This is a genomic window from Colwellia sp., from assembly GCF_013214175.1.
In the GTDB taxonomy this organism is placed as follows: domain Bacteria; phylum Pseudomonadota; class Gammaproteobacteria; order Enterobacterales; family Alteromonadaceae; genus Colwellia.
The window spans coordinates 351192-375782 of record NZ_JABSPA010000001.1 but is presented as its reverse complement, the minus strand read 5'-3'; the positions used below and the strand labels follow the sequence as shown (position 1 = coordinate 375782).

Sequence of the window (24591 nt, the reverse complement as noted above, 5' to 3'; positions counted from 1 at the left end):
GGTTTATTTGGTGGCTGTTGCCCATTTACGCAGGTTGACAATTTTTCTTTAAATAAACCCTATAGAAGTATTCAATATGACTAAAATTTTACCCCATTATATAAAAGGTGAAGTGATCACCTTACAAGATAGTAGCCACTATCAAAATGATCCGTTAAGTGTTTACCAATTATTATGTCACCAACAACAGCATAATATCTTATTAGAATCTGCCGAGATTGATAAAAAGCACTTATTAAAAAGCTTACTCTTAACTGATGCCGCTGTAAAAATTGTCTGTAATGGCAACGTCGTCACTTTTTCAGCATTATCTTTAAATGGTGCAGCAGCTATTAACTTCGCTGCGGTTCAATTAAAAGAGCACGCCAAAATCAGCTTCACTGAAGATGGCAAATCATTTCAAGCAACATTTCGTGACGTTGCTAGCGACCTTGATGAAAAGTCTCGTTTAAGCGCAATAAACTCCTTGCACAGTTTACGGATATTTAATCAACTCACCGATGATAACAGTCACCCCTTTGCCGTATTCCTTGGTGGCGTTTTTGCCTTTGACCTGATGGCAATAGCAGAGGAGTTACCCGCTGTTGCTGATGGTGATAATACTTGCCCTGATTTTGTTTATTATTTAGCCGAAACCTTAGTTATCATTGACCATGAATTACAGAGCACTGAAATTATAGGTAATATTTTTACTTATAACGATTCTGAACAAGCTAAACAAAGTCATTTGGCAATATCTAACCGTGTAGCTCAGATCAAAGACGTACTGTCGACTCCTGTAGATGCCGAACAAGTTTCCCAATTAAGTCCTTCACTTAATGACGTTAATGATAAACAAAGATTTAATGAAGAGCTGCAAGTCGACATTAGTGACGAACGCTATTGTCAGATAGTTGAACAATTAAAAGAAAACATCAGAGCGGGTGATATTTTTCAAGTGGTACCTTCACGTACTTTTACCCTACCTTGTTTTGATGCCCTTGCCGCATATAAAGCACTAAAATTAAGTAACCCAAGTCCCTATATGTTTTATTTAAAAGATAGTGACTTTTGTATTTTTGGTGCTTCGCCAGAATCTGCATTAAAATATCAAGCCAGCAATCGTCATGTTGAAATTTATCCGATAGCAGGAACTCGCCCGCGCGGTTTTGATAAACACGGCAATATTTCCTTAGACTTAGACAGCCGTATTGAGCTAGAACTCAGGCAAGACAAAAAAGAGTCGGCAGAACATATTATGCTGGTTGATTTAGCGCGTAATGATATTGCCAGAGTTTCGCAACCGGGTAGCCGTTATGTTGCCGAGTTACTGAAAGTTGATCGCTACTCCCATGTAATGCACCTAGTTTCCCGAGTATGCGGTACTTTACAAACCGACTTAGATGCTTTGCACGCCTATCAGGCTTGTATGAATATGGGCACACTTTCAGGCGCACCCAAAGTAAAAGCTACTTCACTTATTAGAGAAGTAGAAGGTAAAAGGCGTGGCAGTTATGGCGGCGCGGTTGGTTACCTAACTGGCACAGGTGAAATGGATACTTGTATTGTTATACGCTCGGCCTTTGTAAAAGATAATATTGCCCAAGTACAAGCTGGCGCTGGTGTTGTTTATGACTCAGATCCGATAAGTGAAGCCAATGAAACCAAGCAAAAGGCTCAAGCGGTTCTTAATGCCATTGAAAAGAGCAATGCCATTTTCACGGCAAATACAGATACCAATATTTCGATGACGGAGCAAGCACATGACTAAATTATTTATGCTCGATAACTTAGACTCTTTTACCTATAACTTGGTTGATGAATTTCAATGTTTAGGTTTTGAGCCAAGTGTCTATCGAAATACCCTCAGTGCTGATTTTATTTTTGAAAAAATGCTTGAACACACCCAGAAAACTGCAGAGCCGGTATTATTGGTGTTATCTCCAGGTCCTGGCGAGCCCCAAAAGGCAGGCTGTTTGATGGCACTTATTAAAAAGTGTGCTGGCCGTATTCCAATGATGGGAATTTGTTTGGGTCATCAGGCGCTAATAGAACACTATGGCGGCCGTGTCGACAGAGCCGAAGAAATTGTCCACGGGAAAGCCTCCAATATTACCCATAGTGCTAGTGGCCCTTTTCAGGGTATTAAAAATCCTTTACCCGTTGCGCGTTATCACTCATTGATAGGTAAAGATATTCCACAATCGTTAGATGTTATCGCTGAATATAACGGTATGTGCATGGCCATAAGCCGTGAAGAAGATGCTGTTTTAGCTTTTCAATTTCATCCAGAATCAATATTAACGACATTTGGTGCCACCTTGTTAGCGCAAAGTATTCAATATTTACTTAACTTAGCGCCATCACTCAATAACAAAGTTACTGGAGCATAAAATGACTAATTCACAAAATACTGGTTCCAAAGGTACTAACACAACAGATATCAACTCGTCAAATATCAGCACACCTGACATCAACAAAGTTTTACCGATATTAGTCGATGGCAATGACTTAAACCAAACACAAAGTCATGATTTTTTTCAGCAAGTATTACAAGGTAATGTCGAGCCCGCGTTTATGGCAAGTGTCTTAACGGCGCTGAAAATAAAAGGTGAAACACCTGAAGAAATAGCTGGAGCTGCAATCGCTATTCGCGCTGCTGCCACTTCATTTCCTAAGCGAGACAGTGAAGAAATTATTGTCGCCGACTGCGTTGGCACTGGCGGCGATGGTGCTAATACTATTAACATTTCTACCACGGCGGCGATTTTAGCTGCGGCTTGCGGTTTAAAAATGGCTAAGCATGGTAACCGAAGTGTTTCCAGCATGTCTGGCTCTGCTGATTTACTCGAAGCGTTTGGCGTAAATTTGGCCATGTCGCCTGAAACAGCAAATCATTGTTTAGCACAAACAAACCTATGTTTTTTGTACGCACCTGCCTATCACTCTGGTTTCAAGCATGCAGGCCCCGTGAGAAAAGCTATGGGTATTCGCACTATATTTAATATCTTAGGACCGCTAGTCAATCCCGCTCATCCAAACATTATGTTACTTGGCGTTTATACCCACGAGTTATTAATGCCCATGGCACAAGCGCTACAACTTACCGGTGTGCAACGTGCTTTTGTTGTACATGGTAGTGGACTAGATGAAATTGCTTTGCATGGGGATACTCAAGTTATTGAAATTACCCAGGGTGAATTGATTGAACGTACTTTTACGCCGCAAGACTTTGGTTTAAACAATTACGCCCTTGCAGAGATTGAAGGTGGTACTCCACAAGAAAATGCCGATATCATTAAAGCTATTTTATCGGGTCAAGGACAGGATGCCCACAATGCCGCGGTAATCATAAACTGTGCAGCGTTATTGTATTTACATAACAAAGCTGACTCTCTCAAGGAAGCTGCGCAACTTGCCAGTGAAGTACTTGCCTCAGGCAAAGGCTTATCGACATTATCAAGCTTGGTTGAGCTTTCTAATCAAGAAATATTATCCAACGCCACTGACCAAAAGGCTGAAAAATAGCATGACTACTAGTATTAATATTTCAGCAGAGAAAAATATCTTAGAACAAATCGTTGATGATAAGCGTATAGAAATTGACGCCCTAAAGATAAGCAAACCATTAGCTAGTTTCATCAATGACCTGGTACCGACCACTAAAGATATGTACGCGGCATTAACAAGAACTGTGGATAAGCCCTATGCGGGCTTTATTCTTGAGTGCAAGAAAGCCTCACCGTCTAAAGGACTAATCCGTCCTGACTTTGATGTTAAAGCTATTTGCCAGATTTATGATAAATATGCTGCAGCAATATCGGTATTAACCGATGAAAAGTATTTTCAAGGTAACTTTGATTACCTAAAAACAGTAACGCAGTCGGTAAAGTGTCCGGTACTGAATAAAGACTTCTTTGTTGATAGCTACCAAGTTTACCTAGCAAGATACTATGGCGCTGACGCTATTTTATTAATGCTCAGTGTACTCTCTGATGATGAGTACCTTGAGTTAGCAGCCGTTGCTGAGCAATATAACTTAGCCGTTTTAACGGAGATTTCTACCTATGATGAACGTGATAGAGCAATAAAGCTTAATGCAAAGATGATAGGTATCAACAATCGAAACTTACGTGACTTAAGTACCGATATTGCACGTACTTTTGATTTTGCCCCTAGCTTACCCGACGATAGGATCATTATCTCTGAGTCCGGCATATACAGTAATGCTCAAGTAAGAGAGTTAGCGCCTGCTGTTGATGGTTTTTTAGTGGGCAGCTCGTTAATGGATCCTAAAAATAACGTTTATCAAGATATTGACTTAGCATGTCGTAAACTTATTTATGGCAATAACAAGGTATGTGGTTTAACAGACGCTAAATATGCTAGCGCGGCCGCGGATGCCGGTGCACGTTTTGGTGGTCTGATTTTTGCTGAAAAATCACCTCGCTATGTTACCAAAGCGCAAGCCCAAAACATTATTAAAGCAATACCTAAGTTAGAGTATGTTGGTGTTTTTGTTAATAACGAACGTGATGAAATTATTGACTTGGTCAAGACTTTACAGTTAAGTGCCGTACAACTTCATGGCAGTGAAGATGTTCATTATATTGATGCCTTAATAGTGGAACTTGCCGAGCATGGCTGTAGCTATTGTCAAGTATGGCAAGCAAGCCCGGTAGCAGATAGCGTACCTTTGCTCAATCATAGTGTCTGTCATCATGTCCTCGATGGCCAAAGCCCAGGTAGCGGTGCAGCATTTAATTGGCAAGTTTTAGCCTTAAGTGAGCAAAACTTATCCACCAGCTTTTTAGCTGGTGGACTAAACATTGACAATATTAATCAAGCCCTTGAACAGTTAACTCAGGTGGATTTATTTGGTCTAGACCTCAACTCAGGTGTTGAAGATAGCCCAGGTATTAAATCAAGCGAAAAGCTAACACAAGTATTTTCGCAAATTAGGAATTATTAACATGCTAAACGATATTAAAACAGGTGATAAGTCATCAAAAAAAGAAACCTTACCCGCCTATTTCGGTGAGTTTGGTGGTATGTATGTCGGCGAATTACTCGTCCCGGCATTAGAGCAATTAGAGCAAGCTTTTATTGAGTCTCAAACCGATGAAGCCTTTTTAAACGAGTTCAATAACTTATTAACCAAATATGCCGGACGACCTACACCATTAACTTGTTGTCGAAATATTGTAAAAAATCCGCTAGCTAAAATTTATTTAAAGCGTGAGGATCTATTGCACGGCGGCGCTCATAAAACTAACCAAGTGTTAGGACAGGCACTGCTCGCTAAACGCATGGGTAAAACTGAAATAATCGCTGAAACTGGCGCTGGCCAACATGGTGTTGCCACCGCGATTGCCTGTTCATTACTAGGCTTAAAATGTAAAATTTATATGGGTGCTGTGGATTGTGCGCGACAACAGCCCAATGTTTTTCGCATGGAATTAATGGGCGCAGAAGTGATTCCGGTAACGGCTGGCTCTGGCACGTTAAAAGATGCCGTTAATGAAGCGCTTAGAGATTGGTCGGCAAATTATGAAAATGCTCACTACTTATTAGGTACTGCCGCTGGCCCTCACCCATTCCCGACCATAGTTAGGGAATTTCAAAAAATGATTGGTGAAGAGGCAAAAGCACAGTTTTATGAAGAGGAAGGTCGTTTACCTGATTATGTTATTGCCGCAGTCGGTGGTGGCTCCAATGCCATTGGCATGTTCCACGACTTTATTCATGAAGAAGGTGTCAAACTTATCGGCGTTGAAGCCGGTGGTAAGGGTATTGAAACCGATCAGCATGGTGCAACGCTTGTAGCCGGTACAAAGGGCATGTTGCATGGAAACTACACTTATATAATGCAAGATAAGCATGGCCAAATTCAAGAGTCTTACTCTGTATCTGCTGGTCTTGACTACCCTGCGGTAGGCCCACAACATGCATTCTTAAAAGATACCGGTCGAGCACAATATGTCGCCATTAATGATGATGAGGCGTTAGCTGCATTTCAAGAATTAGCAAAAAAAGAGGGAATTATACCTGCACTTGAATCAGCTCATGCCCTTGCACAAGCTTTAAAAATGGCAGAATCAGTCACGACAGAAACTATTTATCTAGTAAACCTATCTGGTCGTGGTGATAAAGATTTAGCTCATGTACAGGCCATTATTTCACCTGATAAAGCTGCATCAGCAACAACAGTTAAACATAGAGGAGAGGCTTAATGTCACAATCAAATATTCAGCAAGCGGGTGCTCGTTATCAAACGGCGTTCGCTACGTTAAAAGAAAAGAATGAACGAGCTTTCATCCCTTTTGTTATGATTGGCGATCCTAATGCTGAACAGTCTTTTGCGGTTATTAAAAGTTTAATCGATGCCGGAGCCGATGCCTTAGAGTTAGGTATTCCTTTCTCTGATCCAAGCGCCGATGGTATAACAATTCAAAGAGCGGCCCTGCGCGCTTTAGGTGCCGGTATTAACACCGACATTTGCATTGATATATTAAAGCAAGTACGTGAATACGCCCCACAAATACCTATTGGCTTATTACTTTACGGTAATTTAGTTTTTGCCCGTGGTATTGATAGCTTTTATCGTGATATGAGCGATGCTGGAGTAGATTCAGTCCTAATAGCCGATGTACCTATTCGTGAGAGTGAACCGTTTAGAGAAGCTGCATTAAAACATGGTGTTGCACCTATTTTTATCGCGCCACCTAACGCCAGCGATGAAACTTTACGGGAAGTATCTTCTTATTCGCGTGGCTATACCTATGTTTTAAGTCGCACAGGTGTAACAGGTGTAGACAGTGCAGAGAGCCCTAAAAATACAATTACCACATCAGCTAGTCAGTTAATTGAAAATTTAACAAAATATCATGCCGCCCCACCCGTATTAGGCTTTGGTATTTCTACACCGCAACAAGTTAAAGACGCTCTTAACGCAGGTGCACTAGGTGCAATTAGTGGCTCGGCTGTGGTTAAAATAATTGAAGATAATTTAACCGATAAGAACAAGATGCTGACTGAGTTAACGCATTTTGTCGGTGAGATGAAAGCAGCGACCAGAGAGTAAATCCCCCCGTTAAGCTATCACTATAAAATGATAGCTTAATTAATAACAGTAAAAAGGAGCAATGATAAGCTCCTTTTTTATTGTCTATTTCATTACACCTTTTTGATTGCTCTCGTTTAAACTCTGAGCATTCTCAAAGATAAAAATACTATCACTATCGTTAGACCAATAAATAACAATGCCAAGATGTGATACAAACTTCGCTGCACTTTTAATTTTATGCGGATAAAGATTCCTGGCGAGTCGGTATTAATTTTGGGGATATTATCAAAGAGAGAAAGCAATATATTGAATAGTAGTAACCATATGCAAGCAATAAAACTTAATAATGCATAAGGGCTGGTCGGTTGTTGTGAAGTTGTTTGCTGCAATTGGCTAAAAATAATACCAACGAGGATTACAGCAAGTAGATAACTCAACTTGCGAAAGGGTTGCAGCTTGGTAGCAAGCTTTGCTAATAAATCCAACATGTTCTGCCCAATTTTCATCTGACTCTAACTGCCATTAGAATAAGCTGTTATTACAATATTAGCTAGCTGTTAACATCCATTGAGGGGAGTATTGAACGCAGAGAAATTAACTGTTATTGATAAGAAACATTTATCACTACACATAAAAAATGCAACTCATTAAGTCGCATTTCTATTACTAGCTTATATGGTGCATCCTGCACACATATTTTATGATCTCATTTCGTCCTTGAACAACTATCCCTAGCTTATCCTATATGAGTCCACTCATATCCATTTTAGAAGCCGTCCATAACTTCAGTTTCTTGAGCTTAGTCATCCTAACCAAGCCAGGTCCTTGTTCTTATCGTCCTTAATTAGCGTCTTCCTGACACCCTTTACTAAATTAACTTTCCTTAGTTAATCTCCCTGTTTAAGCATCCGTTTCAGTAGTCATCCATATCTACAGTATTCCTGACACCCTTTGCTACATTAACCTTCCTTAGCTAATATCCCTGTTTAAACATCCATTTCAGTAGTAATCCATAACTACAGTCTTCCTGACCTTGGTAATCCTAACCAAGCCACATCCCTGTTCATATCATCCATAGTGGCATCCTACCACTAGACTTCGTCCTTAAAGCCTCCTTGTTAAACCCTTTTATAAAATAACACCAAGTATTATTTATAATCAAAGCATCCTGCTTTAGGTTTTCCCTATACTCACTTTTACACAGCATCCTTACTCATATCTTCCTTGAATAGCATCCTCTGCGTCCTATTTACTCAACTCAATCCCTAAGTTATATTTACTGTCCTCAGTAAGTCCTTATGTCGCCGCCATTCCATTTCAACAACATTCATCTTCCCTAGTCGCGTTACAAGTAACGCTGAAGCTCCCTGCTCCTTGTCTTCCTGACATGCTTAATAGTAGGCCTAAATTTAATTTATCGAAGTGGGTTAACAACAAAATTTAAAGTGTAAAAAGAATGTAATAGATAACACTTAGAATAAATAACGATAAATCAATGAGGTATATCATTTAACTTCTGGATTTCAGCAGGAATTGCCAATATATCTCACATTGCTGTAGGAGATCTCTTACAGAAGAAAGGGCTTATTGTCAGTGTATTTTTTATTAGGGAAGTTAAGCGAGAACAAATAACAATCAAAGTAGTTAGCAGAAAATGAACTTTTTATAAGCTATAAAAACTTATAACCTATAAATAAAAAATGCGACTCATTGAGTCGCATCTCTATAACTAGCTTATACGGTGCGTCCTGCACACATATTTAATGATCTCATTTCGTCCTTGAATACTATCCTTAGTATATCCTTTATGAGTCCACTCATTTCCATTTTGGGTTACTGTAAAGTCCCCCATTCAATCATCCTTAACTAGTGTCTTCCTGACCCGACTTCCTTGATTTAGTTTCCTAAGTTAACACTCCTTGTTAGTAGCCGTTCCTAACTACTGTCTTCCTGACCTTGGTTATCCTCACCAAGTCACATCCTTGTTCATATCATCCTTAATTAGCGTCTTCCTGACACTGCTTCCTTAATCCACTTCCTTTTTTAACATTCCTTTCAGTCATTATCCATAACGACTGTTTCGCTAATCTTGATAATCCTTACCAAGCCACATCCTTGTTCATATCTTTCCATCGTGGTTTCCTACCACTAGAGTTCATCCTTAAACTCTTAACAAGTATCCTTACTCATATCTTCCTTGAATTGCATCCATTGCGTCCTTTTTATTCAACTCAATCCCTAAGTTATGTTTACTGTCCTCAGTAAGTCCTTATGTCGCTGCCATTCCATTTTAGCAACATTGCATCTTCCCTAACCACGTTACAAGTAACGCTGAAGCCCCCTGCTCCTTGTCTTCCTGACATGGTTAATAATACACGTAAATCTTAGTTATCGAGGCTGGTTAACGGCCACCATTAGTATGTAAAAACAATGTAACAAACAGAAGTTGAGATAACTTATTAAAAATCAACCACATAATAAATTAATGTTCTCGATTTTAGCAGGGATTGCCAATATGTCTCACAGTGACGTAAGACATGTCTCACAAAAAAAATAGCACTTTATCGGTGCTATTTTTTATTGGGGAAGTAAACAGGGGGAGATAAGGCTAAATATAGCCCTAGAGTAAGTCAATAAAGTGCAGTTATTCCGCTTTATCTCGATAATGAACCATGACAGAGCCACAAACATTTCCGACGGTGACTTCTTTTACCGTTTGATAATCAACATGTTTAAAGAACTCTTTAAATTTTCCTGAGGTAGCATAAACGGCAACTCCTTCACTATCTGGATGTTCATCTAGCACTGTATTAACGGCGGCCATTAAGTAATGGCCAAAACCATGTTGCTGATGTAATGGGTGAACAGCAATAAATGATAGAAAATGGAAAACCTTCATTGGTACTGCTGCCAATACGGTTTGCTCTTTTTGCATCATTTGCTTAGTACTAAAGTAACCCGAATTAAGCAGCATTTTAAGGCGCCAATGCCAAAAGCGATCACTTGCCAACGTTTCATCAGGGCTGTTAATACAAGCAACGCCAACCATGGCTTCTCCAAGATACAAGCCAACCATGGGTTGTTTTGCTTGCCAAAAAGCATTTAGCTCTTCTCGAATAGCACCACGAAGGCGCTGTTCATAATCTTCTTTATCACTATTAAATATTTCTAAAAAAACAGGGTCATCATGATAGGCTTGATACAAAAGTGACGCGGCTAACTTTAACTCATGAGCACTTAAATACGTTGCTCGAATATTAACGTCTTGATCTAGGTTACTATCAACATTTTTTTCTACCGATACTGTTTCACTCATTATCTTCTCCTACTCTGACGGCGGATTATTTTTTAATCTAACAGTTCACCATAACAGCATAATTTAAAGTAGGTCAAATATAATGAGTTTAAACACTCATGATGGCTATCTTTTTTACATAAAAAAATACCCCGCTAAGCGAGGTATTTAGGGCTAAATAGCAGTAACTAATTAGTTTGCTTTAACCTTTTGAGTTTTCGAATAATCTCCACCATTACCCGTCTCTATTAACTTACCATTAATAAATTGTAAGTACGTACACTCATCTTTTGTGGTTAAACCATCTTTATGCTTTCGTTGAGTACGATAATATAAAACGCGTACCGTGTTATCACCGTCCGTATAAGTCTCAGAAAAATCAGCAACGCCTAACTTTTCCTGCATATCCATAAAAGAGCTACCTAGTTGTACTTTGGCAATTTTCTTACGGTTTTTGTAAGTTCGGTCTTCACTATCGCTGACAAAACCATGGTCAATACCGTCATCGTTTATTTTTATAACACAACCAGATAATGTCATGGCTAGTGGCGCTGCAATGAGTAAAGCAAGTATTGATTTTTTCATGTTTATATTCCCTAGAGGTATAATGTAATAGTTATAATTCTTCTTTACTAATAACAGCAAAAAACAAGCCAACAACCTAAGTCGTTGAATTTAATTAATTTTAAAAAACAACCTCATGAAGTTAAAGACATTTTTAGTTATATTGGCTAAAATATAGTTAAATTAATTAATTATTTTTAATCAGTAAGTAAAATGACAATTATCGATGAAATTTTAACCTGTGCCAATCAGCTTGCCAATGCAGGGAAAAAGCCAACCGTGGCATTAGTAAAAGCAAAGCTGAGTCAAACTGTGCCATTAGCCACTTTAATAACCACCTTAAAAAACTGGCAGCACCAACCCGACTTTATTACGCCAATTAATGATAAGAAGCAGCAAGTTAATCAAGCGTTATCGACAAACGATACCTCTGCCCTAATCGACTCTCTTCTTAAAAATGGTGCAATAAAGAAGATGATTCAACAGTCGTTGGCGCAAGAGTTAACAGAGATGAAAAATGACTTAGCAGAAGTAAAAATTCTCATACTAAACTTAACTGAGCAACTTAATCAAAAGAGATAAGCTTTTAGTTATTTAATTGCTGCTCATTAACTAAACTCTTTGGTGTTAATTGAGCGATAAAGCTGGCTAATGAATCACTGAGTTTTTTATGTGGTTTACAGCCAACACGTTCCACCCAAACTTCGCCATTACTATTATCAACAGATATAATCATATCTTCTTCATCGGTAACAGCAAAGAAAACGGTTTCCGCTTGCTTTAATCTTTGCTTCATTAAAATATGACCAATGATATTTTCCTGTAATCGGTCAAAATCTTCCCTATTCCAAGCAAAAAGAAGTGACAACTCTCCTTCCTCACACACGGCTTCTATATCACCACTGAAAATAGTAGTGAAATAGGTCTTAATATCCTGATGCAGTGTCAGATCTAATGCCGACTCAACATTGTTAAAAGAGAGAGTTTCAGCACTTTGACCTGTTGCAGGCTCATCTTTCATGGCAATGGGTTGCCAATAATGGTGACTGTCGTCATGTGGACCGACCTCACAAGGAGATAGCCACTGTTCATCATGCTCCCTCGTAGGTAAGTGTCCAAGTTGCTCTATGTGCTGTTGACTAAAGTCTTCACTAAAGTTTAAAAGTGATTGCACTAAAATTTTATTTGTAGATGTCATATAAAGAAAAGATCCTTTAAAATAGCAAGATACTAGCTCACTACTGAAAAAATTTATGGCCAATTATCAAAATGCGACAGAACTAAGCAAGTTAACACTGGGTAAAAGTACAGAATATTGCAGCGAATATACCGCAGAATTGCTGCAAGGAGTACCTAGAAGTTTAAATAGAGATGACTTAGCGCTTGAATCAAACAATTTACCCTTTGTTGGCGAAGATGTTTGGTATGGCTATGAACTTTCATGGCTCAATGAGAAAGGTAAGCCGGTAGTAGCTGTTGCTGAGTTTCGCTTCGCTTGTACCAGTGACAATATTGTTGAATCAAAGTCTTTTAAACTGTATTTAAATAGCTTTAATCAAACGCGCTTTGCCAGCATTAAAGAAGTAGAACAAGTATTAACGAAAGATCTATCAAAAATTTCTGGCTCACCAGCGAAAGTAAGTTTATTTGGTGTCGATCACTGTCCCGCTTTAGCGATTGCTAAAAACTTAGATAATAGCTTTTGTATCGATGGTGAAGATATCAGTATCGATAGCTATCAATATGATGCTCAACTGCTGGCTCAAGCACAGAATAAAGAAGAGGGTGCTCAAATTGAGGAGCATTTAGTGAGTCATTTATTAAAATCAAATTGTTTAATTACCAATCAGCCTGATTGGGCAAGTATTTATATTCACTATCGTGGTAAAGCGATAGATCATGCAACGCTGTTAAAGTATTTGATCTCCTTTCGCCAACATAATGAATTTCATGAGCAATGTGTCGAAAGAATATACTGTGACTTACAACAATATTGTCAACTTGAAGAGCTAACCGTATTTGCACGCTACACTCGACGTGGAGGTTTAGACATCAACCCGTTTAGAAGTAGTCATATTGAACAAGCTCCTTTTGCCAGAACCTTGCGTCAGTAGCATTTATACCTGCCTTTCGACATCCCTGCTGAAAAAAGCGTTAAAGTGAAATGATTTTATCACTTTAACGCTTGCTCTGTTTATTGTTATTTTTTTTCTGGAAAGTCAATTCCTGTCCATGCTTTGAAAAAGGCCTTTTGCTTATTAGTGGCTTTCTTCATCGGAATTATTTTTAACTTGTTTTTAGCAATGCTACCTAGTTTTATCGTAGCCGTTGCTAATTTATCTCGGCGGAAATAAGTGATTTCAATGCTTTGCTCCGCTTTAAAATCTGTTAAACGATTTACCAGATCTTTTTCTACCATGCGCAAACCATCTACAGCGACAATAACATCCTCTGTAGTTAAGCCCGCATGCCATGCCGGACTATCCTTCTCTACCGCAGAAATGACTAAACCATGAGTACCTTGTTTAGTTTTAAGACCAGTCCATACTTTACTTTGTTTACTCGACTTATCGTCGCTACTTTTAGCATAACTCATTTCAAGACCGGCTTGAGCCAGTAGTGGGCTGAAGTCAATATTAGCTGTGCCGTGAATATTGTCTTGCCACCAAACTTGATAATCGCTAGCCGTAATTTGTTTTAATATAGTGAGTACATCAGTTTCTTCATAACTTTGTGGTAAGCGATGTTGTTGGTATAACTGGTTATGCACATTACGATAACTTTTGCTTAAATCAGTTTTAGTTAGAATATCAAAATCGAGTAACCAAGAAGCTAAAAATCCCTCAGCATAAATATTTACACTATGATTATTTCCGTAATCGCCTCCCTCGCTAATCCAAGCATCAAAACTTGCCTGCGCCACGCTTTGGCTAGTTTTTCCAGGTTTGTGCATATGTGCAGTAATGCGTTTAGCCAGTGCAGTAAAAAACTCATCTGTCGTCATCAAGTTACCGCGTAAAAGCAGTTGGTATTGTAAATAGCTGGTTGAGCCCTCTACCAGCCATAACAAGTTAGAATAGTTTTCTTGCTGATAATCATAAGGCACAATACCTTGAGGACGGTACTGCTTTACATTCCAAGTATGAACAAACTCATGGGCAGCAACGGCAATAAAGCTGAGGTAATCTTTACGGGTCGAAAATTTGAAACGTGAACGTTGAATAATAGTTGAATTAACATGCTCTGTTGCGCCGCGAGCACCGCTGGTTGCATGCACCATAAATACATAACGCTTAAAAGGGTAGTCTTGCCAAATATGCTTACTTTGTTTTACTAAAACTTGTAAGTCTTCTACCATTTTAGCACTGTCATAATTACCTTGCCCCCAGATAACCAATTCATATAGTCGATTATCAACACGAAATTTGTGGTGCTCGTTAATACCAGTTTCAATGGGTGAGTCAATTAATTGGTCATAGTTACTGGCAATAAACTGATGACTATTATCACCTGCTTCAAGGCCAGAGAAACTGCGCCACAATTTAGGTACCAAAAGCTGGACTGTATGTTCTAAATCTCGACTGGCTTCACTGTACATAACCACGGCAGAGCTGTCTAAAAAGGCATGACTATCATCAATGTGACGAGTTCTCTTTGCTAGTTCATTGGCATAAACTTGATAAGTTAAATGCACTTTTTTATTTTTGGTGCCACTAACTTGCCAAGTATGTTTATCAATTTTACGCCAGCTAAGTACATTACCTTGGCTATCTGTAGCATTAAAATCACGAATGCCATTCGCTAGGTTTAGCGTCTGATATCGTCCGGTTCGCCACGTAGGTAAATAAAAATCGACCTGTTCTATATTACTTTTGTCGAATTGAAGTGCTACTTTCGCTAGATGATGCTCAGGTTGATCTATGTTAATGCTAACTTTTACGCTCGCATAAGCAGATATTAGTTGTGCAAAAAATAAAGATATTGCTATTATTAATTTGATTTTATAGTTAAACACGCAAGTAAGTTCTCTCATTATTGGTAGACAAAGTGACTGTCTTAAGATTTAGTTATTTTAACAACGAAGAAATACTCAATGCTATTAAAAGTTAACATCAAGTAATAAAAGTTGCTTTTTTTCACATCCAGATTGATAAATAACGTTTTTATGGTATAAATTGTCTTATACTAAGAGCAAAGTACACGCCTTAAACTATTTAAATGGCGAAACAATAAACAAAGTAAATTACTTACTACTAGACCTCACTCGACTTTAGGATGAATCGGTTTTATGAATGACAGTTCTGTTGCAAAAAAGCAACTAGTTGCATTAAAAAGAAAGCTTGATTCCGCAATCGAGTCTCGAAGTTTACTAGAAGAAGATTTTAATCTGCAATCAAGTCTGCTCATTCAATTCATTGCTAAACTATCCCTCGTTTCCAAAGGTGTTGATCTTGAATTAGACAACCGCTTAGCTCAGTTAAGAACGTTATTCACCAAATCGGCTCCCATTAGCGATATAGAAGCTAAGATTGCTGTTATAAGTAAATTATTACAGCAACACAGCGTAACCAATGAGAAAAATATTTCTCATATGCATGAACAATTTAACCTAGCAGGTGAGAATTTACAGAAGATCAATGGACTACCCGGTGATTTACGCAGAGATCTGCGGGCGTTGTTAACCAAAACAAAACAAAGTAAAGACGCCTTAATCCAATATATTCCTTTACTAAGTCAATTATTAGCTTTTTATGATCACGCGCTAAAAGCCAAAAACGGTTTACCTATGCAAGGCCTTTTACCGGCGTCTCAGCTAACATCACCAGTTGCTCAGTTAGCTAATGAAAATGAAGTCGCTATTTTTGACGCCAGTATTCTTGAAAAAATATCGGCATCACTTAGCTCTTTGCCACTATCAAAAGTACATACCAATGAGTTATTAGTGATTAAGAAAAAGCTAATGACTGATAAGTCCACTGATGAAGTACTCAATCACCTTATCGATATATTTGATGTCATAGTTGCCGACTTTAAAGATGAACACAATAGTGCTAAGAATTTTTTAACAAATTTAAGTGCGACACTAACAACGGTGCAAAGCGCAGTAAAAGAAACGATAGTTACGCAAAAAAAATCTCAAAAAACCAATGAAAAAATCAATCAGAAATTACAAAGCCAATTGATTGATATGACGGGCACAGTAGAAAAAGCATTATCATTAAATCAAGTTAAAGAAGATATAAATGAAAAGCTACAGTTTATCGCCAGTACATTGGAGCAAAAATCAAAGTTTGAGCAACAAAGTCACCAAGAATTAGCAGATAAACTTAATGATATGTCTGCAAAAGTTGATCAACTAGAAGCGCAAAGCAGAATATTCGAAGAAAAACTGATAGCGCAGCAAAGAAAAAGCATGCTCGATGCGCTGACAAAATTGGCAAACCGAGCGGCCTTTGATGATTACTTTGCTAAAGCAATGGTACGTTTTCATCATAAGCCGTTCCAGTTAGCGCTAGTCGTACTTGATATTGATGACTTTAAAAAGATTAATGACACCTATGGTCATACGGCTGGCGATAAAACGCTGCAAGTCATTGCGAATACCATTGTGAAAAATGTCAGTAAAGGGGTTTTTGTTGGCCGCTATGGTGGTGAAGAGTTCGTCTTAATTTATTCTAAAACCCAAGAGAAAGCCTTAACCCTAGAGCTAAATGCGCTGAATAAATACATAGCTCGGCTACCTTTTAAGTTTAAAAATAATAAGGTAAGTATTACCCTTTCAATTGGTGCGACCCATATAAAACCGGATGATAACATCCATATTGCTTTTGAACGTGCCGACCAAGCAATGTATAAAGCAAAAAAACAAGGCAAAAACCAAGTTATTTACGTTAAGTAACTAAGAAAAATAGTGACTTAAGTACCGCTTTTAACACCTCAAAAAACAGCGCTATTTTCATAATAATTGATAATCAGCATAAAAGGAGTGAGTTATGCATACTCAAATTAACCCTGTTGGTAATATGAACTTGCTATCACAAGCCGAAGTAGATCAACTGCAGCAATCTGTTAGTAGCCCTTTATATACACTTTACCGAAATTGCTCTCTCGCCGTACTTAACGCTGGCTCAAATACTGATGATGCCGAAGAGATATATCAAAAATACCTTACCTTTGAAATACAGGTATTAAGGCGAGAACGCGGTGTAAAAATTGATTTAAAGAATCCACCCATGCATGCCTTTGTCGATGATAAAATTATTAGAGGTATTAGAGAACATCTTTCAGCGGTATTACGCGACATCCTCTTCCTTCATAGCCGTTACAGAGCAATGCCAAAATCGTCAGAAGCTATTACTGATGCAACTTTCGATATCCTAAGAAATGCCAATGCTATCCTACCCGAGACTGAGCCTAATTTAGTGACCTGCTGGGGCGGTCACTCAATCAAACACAATGAGTATAAATATACTAAAGCTGTCGGTTACCAACTAGGTTTACGCGGCTTTAATATATGCACTGGTTGTGGCCCTGGAGCCATGAAGGGCCCAATGAAAGGCGCTACTATTGGTCATGCTAAGCAACGTAATAAAGAAGGCCGCTATATTGGCTTAACCGAGCCAAGTATTATTGCTGCTGAGCCGCCAAACGCCATAGTGAATGAATTGGTCATTATGCCGGATATTGAAAAACGTTTAGAAGCCTTTGTGCGTATGTCACATGGCATAATTATTTTTCCTGGCGGCGCAGGGACTGCCGAAGAGTTACTCTATATTTTAGGAATTATGCTTAACGAAGAAAATGCTGAGCAACAATTACCGATTATCCTGACCGGTCCGGCAAGTGCCATTGAGTACTTTAACGAAATAGACACTTTTATTGGTGCTACCTTAGGTGAAAAAGCACAATCCTTGTATCAAATAGTGGTTGATGATGCAGTTAAAGTTGCGCAAGTGATGAAAGGCGGCCTAGATAAGGTCCTTGCCCACAGAAAAAAAACCGGTGATGCTTATCACTTCAACTGGTCACTTTTGATAGCCGAGGACTTTCAACACCCCTTTGAGCCAACCCATGAAAACATGGCAAACCTAACCATTAGCCATGAACTTTCTACGGCTGAGCTAGCGGCTAATCTACGCCGTGCTTTTTCTGGTATAGTGGCAGGTAACGTAAAGTCAGGTGGCATCAAAGCCATCCGAGAATTTGGCCCTTTTGAAATATCAGGGGATAAAAAAATAATGGCATTAATGGATAAGCTACTTGCCTCTTTTGTAAGGCAACAGCGGATGAAATTGCCTGGCAGTGAATATATTCCCTGTTATAAAGTGATTGAGGCTTAACATTGGCCGCTCACTTAATACTTATTGATGCGCTAAATTTAATTCGTCGTGTGTACGCCGTTCAAGAGCGTCCCTTTATGCAAATAAAACAGCAACACGGCGATGAATTATCAACTAGCACACAAGAGCAGGTACTCTTTAACACGCAAAAAAACTGTGTAAATGCCTTGGTTAAGATTATCAACCAGCATGAGCCAAGTCATGCGCTAGCTGTTTTTGATAGTCAACAGCCATGCTGGCGTTACCAGCTTTTCGACGGTTATAAAAAAGGCCGAAAAAAAATGCCGGAGCACCTTGCGCAGAAACTGACAAGTATTCAAGACGCTTTTATGGAGCAAGGTGTCGATTCACTAACCTCTGATGAAGATGAAGCGGATGATCTTATTGCTACCTTAGCGGTAAAGATGGCATTTCATGGACAAAAGGTAACTATAATTTCCACAGACAAAGGCTTCCTGTCTCTACTTAGCCCTAACATTTACCTTTATGATTACTTTAATCGCCGTTACTTAGATGAGGAACACGTGCAAAGTAAATTTAATGTTAAGTCTTCGCAGCTGATAGATTTTTGGACGTTAACGGGAGATAACACCAATAAAATTGAAGGCGTAAGCGGTATTGGCCAAGTTAATGCGGCTAAATTACTTAACCAATATGGTTCATTAAAGGCCACACTTAACGCCACAGACCTTAAGCCATCACTTAAAGAGAAGTTAATAAATAGCACTGAGCAAATGGATTTAGCCAGAAAACTACTAACGTTAAAACAAGATATCCCTTTAGGTTTTAATTTAAAAGATATCCGCTTAACTACGTCTTCACCTATCCCCGGAATTAATGATAATATAATTGCCATTAATGGCGATAGAAACTAAATGCAGAAAGATAAAAACTATGAATAAAAAAGTAATCGGCCGAATTTTACTTGCGCTAGCAGTCTATGGCATATTTGTCGCTCTTGTTGTCACTTTTTACGATGACAGTCCGGATAAAATGAAGTGGGATGACCGAGAGGCGTATAACCGTCAATTCATTGCTAAGGTTAAATTGGAGCAATTCACTTTTGAACAAGCATTAACTCAGTTAGGTAGCCCTGATATTACCGAGGCAAGAACTGTTGATGAAGTTAGCTATCAAGTAATGTTTTACCGTACTCAGCATGTAAAATCTGATGGCATTACCACACAAGATGAATGCACCTTCTTGCTCTTTGTTAACGGTATTCTCAAAGAAATTGGTTTAGGTGATAATTACCCTGAGCAATGGGGTATCATTAAAAACCACCTTAGTATAGGTAACAACCTACCCATTATAGACTAAAGTCAAATTGATACTGACTTAGTAACCCTCTACTATCATTAGTTAACTTGTTAGTCCTGCAAAAGACCCTACTCTTTTGCAGGTAACAATAAAAACATTCAAGCTCGCATACATAGCATTTCCATGATATAAAACGCCCAATTACGCACTGAGCGGACCACTTAGTTCCTCGATTTTAACTGAGTGAATTTCCCTCAGCTATGTATTATGCATTTAATTAAATATATGTCGTTGTTAAGTAAAAATAAGTAGGCGACGTATTATTTCAAATAACTTCTTTCAAAATATGATGACAAGGTGAACTTAATGACTAAAAAAACCATCACGGTAATTCCTGGCGACGGTATCGGTCCGAGCATTATCGATGCCACTATTAAAATATTAGATAAAGCAGGTTGTAATTTTGAATATGAATTCGCAGATGCTGGCTTAACTGCCTTAGAAAAGCATGGTGAATTAATACCAGAAGAGACAATTAAGCTAATAGAAAAAAATAAGGTTACCTTAAAAGGGCCGTTAACGACCCCCGTTGGCGAAGGTTTTACTTCAATCAATGTAACCTTGCGTAAACAATTTAAATTATACGCAAACCTTCGTCCGGTATTGTCATTTAAAGGCACTAAAGCACGTTATGAAAATATTGATATTCTAACCGTGCGTGAAAATACCCAAGGTATGTACTCAGGTGTTGGCCAAATCACCTCCGACGACGGTAATGAAGCGCAAGCGATGAGTATCATTACCCGTGATGGTGCTGAAAAAATATTAACCTTTGCTTATGAAACTGCTCGTAAAGAAGGTCGTAAGAAGGTCACTGCGGTTCATAAAGCAAACATTTTAAAATCAACTTCAGGCTTATTTTTAAAGGTTGCCCGAGAAGTTGCTCAGCGTTACCCTGATATTGAATCAACGGAAATGATTGTCGATAATTGCTGTATGCAATTGGTGATGAATCCTGAGCAGTTTGATGTCATAGTAACAACGAACCTATTTGGCGATATTTTATCGGATTTATGTGCAGGTTTAGTGGGCGGTCTTGGTATGGCACCTGGCGCTAATATCGGTGAAGACTGTGCAATTTTTGAAGCGGTACATGGTAGTGCTCCTGATATTGCCGGTAAAAACTTAGCCAACCCAACGTCGGTGATCTTAGCAGCAATTCAAATGCTTGAATACTTAGAGATGGGTGATAAAGCTGAGAAAATTAGAGCCGCTATCACTGATGTTATTGCCTCGGGTGATAGAACAACAGGTGATTTAGGCGGTACTCATGGTACTACCGACTTTACTCAAGCGGTACTTGAGCGACTATAACACCTAGCATATTAATCACTGCTAAGCGTTACGCTAAAAAAAAAGCTATCTAGTTAATTAATAAACTAGATAGCTTTTTATTTGTCATTAGCTCTGTTGCTTAAAAAACGCTAATGATTAATCTTTTTCCCTAAGCGGCGCTGGAGAAAGTAAGCGTGCATGGACAGTAATTTCTTCACGATCATAATACAGGTGCTTGGCATAAAGTTCATATTTGACATTATGTTTAACAAACGCATCTTTTATCGCCTGTAGATCATTAGTAACTTGTTGATAACGGCCTTTCATTGGCAATTTCAAGTTAAACATCGCCTCTTTGCAATACCCCTTAAGTAACCATTCACTCATCAGCTTAGCGACTCTCTGCGGCTTCTCGATCATATCGCAAACCATCCAATGAACATTGTGCTTCATTGGTCTGTATTTAAAGCCATCCATCATTTTATGCTTTACTTGACCGGTTTCCATTAAAGACTCTGCCATAGGGCCATTATCTATTGCGGTAACCATCATACCACGGCGCACTAGCTGATAAGTCCAACCTCCAGGGGCGGAGCCTAAATCAACAGCGTTCATACCTGAAGTTAACCGTTCATCCCACTCATCACGAGGAATAAAATATAAAAAGGCTTCATCAAGTTTCAACGTAGAACGACTCGGTGATGCACTAGGAAACTTTAATCTCGGAATTCCCATGACATGGGGTGAACTATTACGGGCTAATGAAAAGCCTAAAATGACTTCCTGTCCGGTAAGAAATAGCGCATGTAAAATAGCACCATCGGGGTCATCTGCTGAATTATTACTTTTCTGAGTAAGCACTTTATTTTTACGCAAAGCTTGACGTAAAGGCACAGAAAGTTTTCGACAAAACTTACTTAAGGCCTTACCATCATTATCATCAGCCATTTCCATACGTAAATCGCTATATTGCCAATCAGAGCCTAGTGCTTCAATAATAGCTTCAACACGATTGTAGTCAGGTAATGCTATTGTTTCCGTTACCGTAACAAACCACTGACGAGCGAAAATAAGTCGCTTAAGCGGCAACTTATTCATTAATTCTTCGCCATGTTTACTTTCTTGTAGGTGAAAAAAAACGATGCCTTTATTTTTCTTTAGCTCTAAATAGCCATACATTTCATTCCAAGCAGCTTTTTCTTGGATTTCTGCACCACACTCTTTTTCAAAGCCTGGACGACAAAATAATACGATGGAAGTCATATGTTGTTTTTACCTTGTATATCTTATGGTCGAAATTAACAATGGACCAAAGAGTATTAACACTACAAATACTGTAGTTAAAAATTATTTTTACTTTCAAATGCGAGTAATAGCCAACCTAGCGCAAACGCAATACCACCGAAAGGGGTTAACTTACCGATAAGTGCAAGTTCAGAAAATGATTTAATATATATTACGCCGCAAAAAAGCAAAATTCCGGTGAAAAAAGCAATACAAGCACTAACTAATACCTTAGAGGGTTTAGTTACTTTCAGCCAAACTAATGTTACTAATAACGCAAGTGTATGAAAAAATTGATATTGTAGTGCGGTTGCTAAGCTAGACTGTACCTTTACTGGTAATGTTTGACCGCCATGAGCCAGCCAAGCGCCGAATAGTACAGAAAAACAGCCACTGATACCAACAAAAATCATCATACTTTTAACTAAAGTACTGGTAGCCGCTAGTTTTAGCGGCTGCTTATCTATATTAGTGCTGTTCATATTAGTGTTGCTCATAACTTTTCCTCATGCTCGACTTTGCTATCGACAAGTACCTGATTAATAAAGTGGAGAATTTCCTCAACAGCACGTTTCATATGAGCCTGCAAAGTAAAACCTGATTTAACTCTAGGTTTGAAGCTGTGATCGCCATCAGGTAAAAACACACACTGACAGTGCTCAGCCAACTGATAGCTAAGGATCTCTTCTTTATTGCCCAAGGTATCGCGGTCACCCTGAACAATGAGGACGGGCTTACAGGCACCAAACAAAGGTTCAAGGCGAAGCTTTTCTGGTTTTTTCGTCGGGTGAAACGGATAACCTAAACAAATAACAGCGGATATTTTATTGAGAAGATTGGCTTTTAATACCTCAGGATCCGCCACTAAACTTGCAGCTACTCGAGATCCCATTGATTTTCCGCCAATAAACAAAGGCAGAACCTTACTATTGCTGTGTTTAACTACATGCTCTACAACGGCTTGATAGCAAGGCAACAACTTAGGCATTCTATCTGGGGGATATTTTTTACCCGTAAGTGCCCTTTTATCCATAAAGGGAAAATTAAAACGTATTACATTGATACTTACCTTATTAAGTAATAAGGCAATTTCAGCCATAAACTCGTGAGTCATATTAGCGCCAGCACCATGAGCAAAAATCACCTGTGCTGTAGCGTTGTCGACAGTATCCCAAATTATATTGATATCACTGCCATCTACTCCACTTATAACTTGTGGTTTTACTTGAATATTTACTTGTCTCTTTTCTTGCATTGAAGCCATTAATTTATCTGTCCATCGGTGATTTGCTCTTGCTCTGCTTCAACCATGTCTAACATCCACTTTCTAAAGGCAGCAATTTTACCATTATCTTTCTGGTTTTCACGACATACAATGAAATAAGCATTTTTACTCACTAACACATCATTAAAAGGACAAACTAATCGTCCAGAATCAATATCAGGCTTAGCTAATACACTGTAAGCCAAAGCAACCCCTTGCCCGTGTAAAGCTGCTTGTAAAACCATAGCTGAATGACTAAAAATAGGCCCGTGATTAACATTAGCTCCTTTAACGCCAACTTGTTTGAACCAGCGTTTCCAATCTCTACGAGAGGTGTCATGGAGTAAATTGTGTTTTGATAAATCATCTAATGACAACAGTGGTGGTTTACCATTAGCAGCATTTTCTTGCATTAATAATGGCGAACAAACGGGAATAAGATATTCAGTATTCAACTTATCAGCATGAATGTTTGGCCAACGTCCCCGACCATAATATATGGCAACATCAACATCTTCGGTAAGTGAGTTCTCCGCTTGATCGACAGCTTTAATCCTAACATCAATATCTTCATGTAGAGCATTGAAGGTCGTCAACCTGGGCACTAACCATTGAATAGCAAAACTCGCTTGTGAACTGACTGTTATCGCCCCTTTAGCACCACGCGCTAATAATCGCTCCGTAGCATCATGTATAGAGCTGAAAATATCTTTTATATCCAAATAATATGACTGCCCTTCCTCGGAGAGGAGCAGGGCACGATTTTTTCGCATAAACAATTTAATGCCTAAATGCTCTTCTAAAGATTTAATTTGATGACTTATTGCCGCTTGGGTGACAAAAAGCTCTTCTGCTGCTCGGGTAAAGCTCAGCTGCCTTGCCGATGCTTCAAATGCGCGCAAAGCGTTTAGTGGTGGGAGTCTATTAGCCAAAATTCACCTAGAACCTTTCCATATAATTAAAAATTCGCACTTTAAACGTGCATAAAAACCTACAAACTAAGCATAACAATTATTCATTAGTTTTTCTAATGAATAACATTAATTTAAGTCATTTTTATTTTTTCATCAACTTGCGTATTATTCACACCGTAGATGAAGGACATCATCTCAACGTTTTATGAAACTCAGGTACAGCGTGTGCTCCCAACCCACGCGCTTTATTTTGAAGAGTAAAACCAGCGCGAGAAAAGGTCCTAATAAAT

General features: G+C 38.7%; 22 protein-coding genes. 13 read left to right on the top strand and 9 right to left on the bottom strand.

Going from position 1 to position 24591, the window contains the following annotated elements:
• The first annotated feature begins 76 nt into the window (after positions 1–76).
• The 6 genes from HRT55_RS01610 (at position 77) to trpA (ending at position 7063) form a co-directional block, all read left to right on the top strand.
• Positions 77–1750 carry an anthranilate synthase component 1 gene (locus tag HRT55_RS01610; RefSeq protein ID WP_291618340.1) on the top strand — a complete coding sequence of 558 codons (1674 nt, stop codon included), beginning with the start codon at positions 77–79 and terminating at the stop codon, positions 1748–1750.
• Positions 1743–2372 (top strand): aminodeoxychorismate/anthranilate synthase component II, encoded by a 630-nt coding sequence (locus HRT55_RS01605; RefSeq protein WP_291613294.1) that lies wholly within the window; start codon positions 1743–1745, stop codon positions 2370–2372. Before HRT55_RS01610 ends, HRT55_RS01605 begins: the two co-directional genes overlap by 8 nt.
• A gap of 64 nt (positions 2373–2436) precedes the next feature.
• Entirely contained in the window at positions 2437–3507 is a 1071-nt protein-coding gene (gene trpD, locus HRT55_RS01600; protein WP_291618807.1) for an anthranilate phosphoribosyltransferase, read from the top strand.
• Between the two features lies 1 nt (position 3508).
• On the top strand, positions 3509–4951 hold the full coding sequence (gene trpCF / locus HRT55_RS01595; protein ID WP_291618339.1) for a bifunctional indole-3-glycerol-phosphate synthase TrpC/phosphoribosylanthranilate isomerase TrpF: 1443 nt from the start codon (positions 3509–3511) through the stop codon (positions 4949–4951).
• 1 nt (position 4952) lies between these two features.
• Entirely contained in the window at positions 4953–6212 is a 1260-nt protein-coding gene (gene trpB, locus HRT55_RS01590; protein WP_291618338.1) for a tryptophan synthase subunit beta, read from the top strand.
• Positions 6212–7063, top strand: coding sequence for a tryptophan synthase subunit alpha (trpA, locus tag HRT55_RS01585; RefSeq protein ID WP_291618337.1), 852 nt, complete (start codon positions 6212–6214; stop codon positions 7061–7063). Before trpB ends, trpA begins: the two co-directional genes overlap by 1 nt.
• 116 nt (positions 7064–7179) lie before the next feature.
• Here trpA and HRT55_RS01580 read toward each other — a convergent pair whose 3' ends face one another.
• From HRT55_RS01580 to HRT55_RS01570, 3 genes are all read right to left on the bottom strand, one after another.
• Positions 7180–7533 (bottom strand): hypothetical protein, encoded by a 354-nt coding sequence (locus tag HRT55_RS01580; protein WP_291618336.1) that lies wholly within the window; start codon positions 7531–7533, stop codon positions 7180–7182.
• Positions 7534–9689: 2156 nt separating this feature from the next.
• Complete coding sequence (locus HRT55_RS01575) at positions 9690–10361, bottom strand: GNAT family N-acetyltransferase (RefSeq protein ID WP_291612195.1); 672 nt, start codon at positions 10359–10361, stop codon at positions 9690–9692.
• Between the two features lie 171 nt (positions 10362–10532).
• The gene (locus HRT55_RS01570) at positions 10533–10925 is read right to left on the bottom strand and encodes a DUF3192 domain-containing protein (RefSeq protein WP_291612193.1); all 393 of its coding nucleotides are present in this window, start codon (positions 10923–10925) and stop codon (positions 10533–10535) included.
• 192 nt (positions 10926–11117) lie between these two features.
• Here HRT55_RS01570 and HRT55_RS01565 point away from each other — a divergent pair, with 192 nt between their 5' ends.
• On the top strand, positions 11118–11486 hold the full coding sequence (locus tag HRT55_RS01565) for a hypothetical protein (RefSeq protein ID WP_291618334.1): 369 nt from the start codon (positions 11118–11120) through the stop codon (positions 11484–11486).
• Between the two features lie 4 nt (positions 11487–11490).
• Here HRT55_RS01565 and syd read toward each other — a convergent pair whose 3' ends face one another.
• A complete protein-coding gene (gene syd / locus HRT55_RS01560; protein ID WP_291618333.1) occupies positions 11491–12102 on the bottom strand; it encodes a SecY-interacting protein in 612 nt (203 codons plus the stop codon).
• Positions 12103–12157: 55 nt separating this feature from the next.
• Between syd and queF the strand changes: the two genes are divergently transcribed.
• Complete coding sequence (gene queF, locus HRT55_RS01555) at positions 12158–13018, top strand: NADPH-dependent 7-cyano-7-deazaguanine reductase QueF (RefSeq protein WP_291618332.1); 861 nt, start codon at positions 12158–12160, stop codon at positions 13016–13018.
• An 86-nt stretch (positions 13019–13104) separates the two neighbouring features.
• On the opposite strand, the gene HRT55_RS01550 is transcribed toward queF, so the two are convergent.
• On the bottom strand, positions 13105–14919 hold the full coding sequence (locus tag HRT55_RS01550; protein ID WP_291618331.1) for a M61 family metallopeptidase: 1815 nt from the start codon (positions 14917–14919) through the stop codon (positions 13105–13107).
• Positions 14920–15192: 273 nt separating this feature from the next.
• Here HRT55_RS01550 and HRT55_RS01545 point away from each other — a divergent pair, with 273 nt between their 5' ends.
• The 5 genes from HRT55_RS01545 (at position 15193) to HRT55_RS01525 (ending at position 20878) form a co-directional block, all read left to right on the top strand.
• Positions 15193–16803: a GGDEF domain-containing protein gene (locus HRT55_RS01545; protein ID WP_291618330.1), complete on the top strand. Its 1611-nt coding sequence runs from the start codon at positions 15193–15195 to the stop codon at positions 16801–16803.
• Between the two features lie 94 nt (positions 16804–16897).
• A complete protein-coding gene (gene ppnN / locus HRT55_RS01540) occupies positions 16898–18244 on the top strand; it encodes a nucleotide 5'-monophosphate nucleosidase PpnN (protein WP_291618328.1) in 1347 nt (448 codons plus the stop codon).
• 2 nt (positions 18245–18246) lie between these two features.
• Entirely contained in the window at positions 18247–19119 is an 873-nt protein-coding gene (gene xni, locus HRT55_RS01535; protein WP_291612179.1) for a flap endonuclease Xni, read from the top strand.
• A 19-nt stretch (positions 19120–19138) separates the two neighbouring features.
• On the top strand, positions 19139–19564 hold the full coding sequence (locus tag HRT55_RS01530) for a DUF3192 domain-containing protein (RefSeq protein ID WP_291612177.1): 426 nt from the start codon (positions 19139–19141) through the stop codon (positions 19562–19564).
• Positions 19565–19870: 306 nt separating this feature from the next.
• Complete coding sequence (locus HRT55_RS01525; protein ID WP_291618326.1) at positions 19871–20878, top strand: isocitrate dehydrogenase; 1008 nt, start codon at positions 19871–19873, stop codon at positions 20876–20878.
• Between the two features lie 117 nt (positions 20879–20995).
• Here HRT55_RS01525 and rlmM read toward each other — a convergent pair whose 3' ends face one another.
• From rlmM to HRT55_RS01505, 4 genes are all read right to left on the bottom strand, one after another.
• On the bottom strand, positions 20996–22102 hold the full coding sequence (rlmM, locus tag HRT55_RS01520; protein WP_291618324.1) for a 23S rRNA (cytidine(2498)-2'-O)-methyltransferase RlmM: 1107 nt from the start codon (positions 22100–22102) through the stop codon (positions 20996–20998).
• Positions 22103–22179: 77 nt separating this feature from the next.
• Positions 22180–22620 carry a DUF423 domain-containing protein gene (locus HRT55_RS01515; RefSeq protein ID WP_291618322.1) on the bottom strand — a complete coding sequence of 147 codons (441 nt, stop codon included), beginning with the start codon at positions 22618–22620 and terminating at the stop codon, positions 22180–22182.
• Positions 22617–23387: an alpha/beta family hydrolase gene (locus tag HRT55_RS01510; RefSeq protein ID WP_291618320.1), complete on the bottom strand. Its 771-nt coding sequence runs from the start codon at positions 23385–23387 to the stop codon at positions 22617–22619. Before HRT55_RS01510 ends, HRT55_RS01515 begins: the two co-directional genes overlap by 4 nt.
• Positions 23387–24319 carry a transcriptional regulator GcvA gene (locus tag HRT55_RS01505; RefSeq protein ID WP_291618318.1) on the bottom strand — a complete coding sequence of 311 codons (933 nt, stop codon included), beginning with the start codon at positions 24317–24319 and terminating at the stop codon, positions 23387–23389. Before HRT55_RS01505 ends, HRT55_RS01510 begins: the two co-directional genes overlap by 1 nt.
• Between the last annotated feature and the right edge of the window lie 272 nt (positions 24320–24591).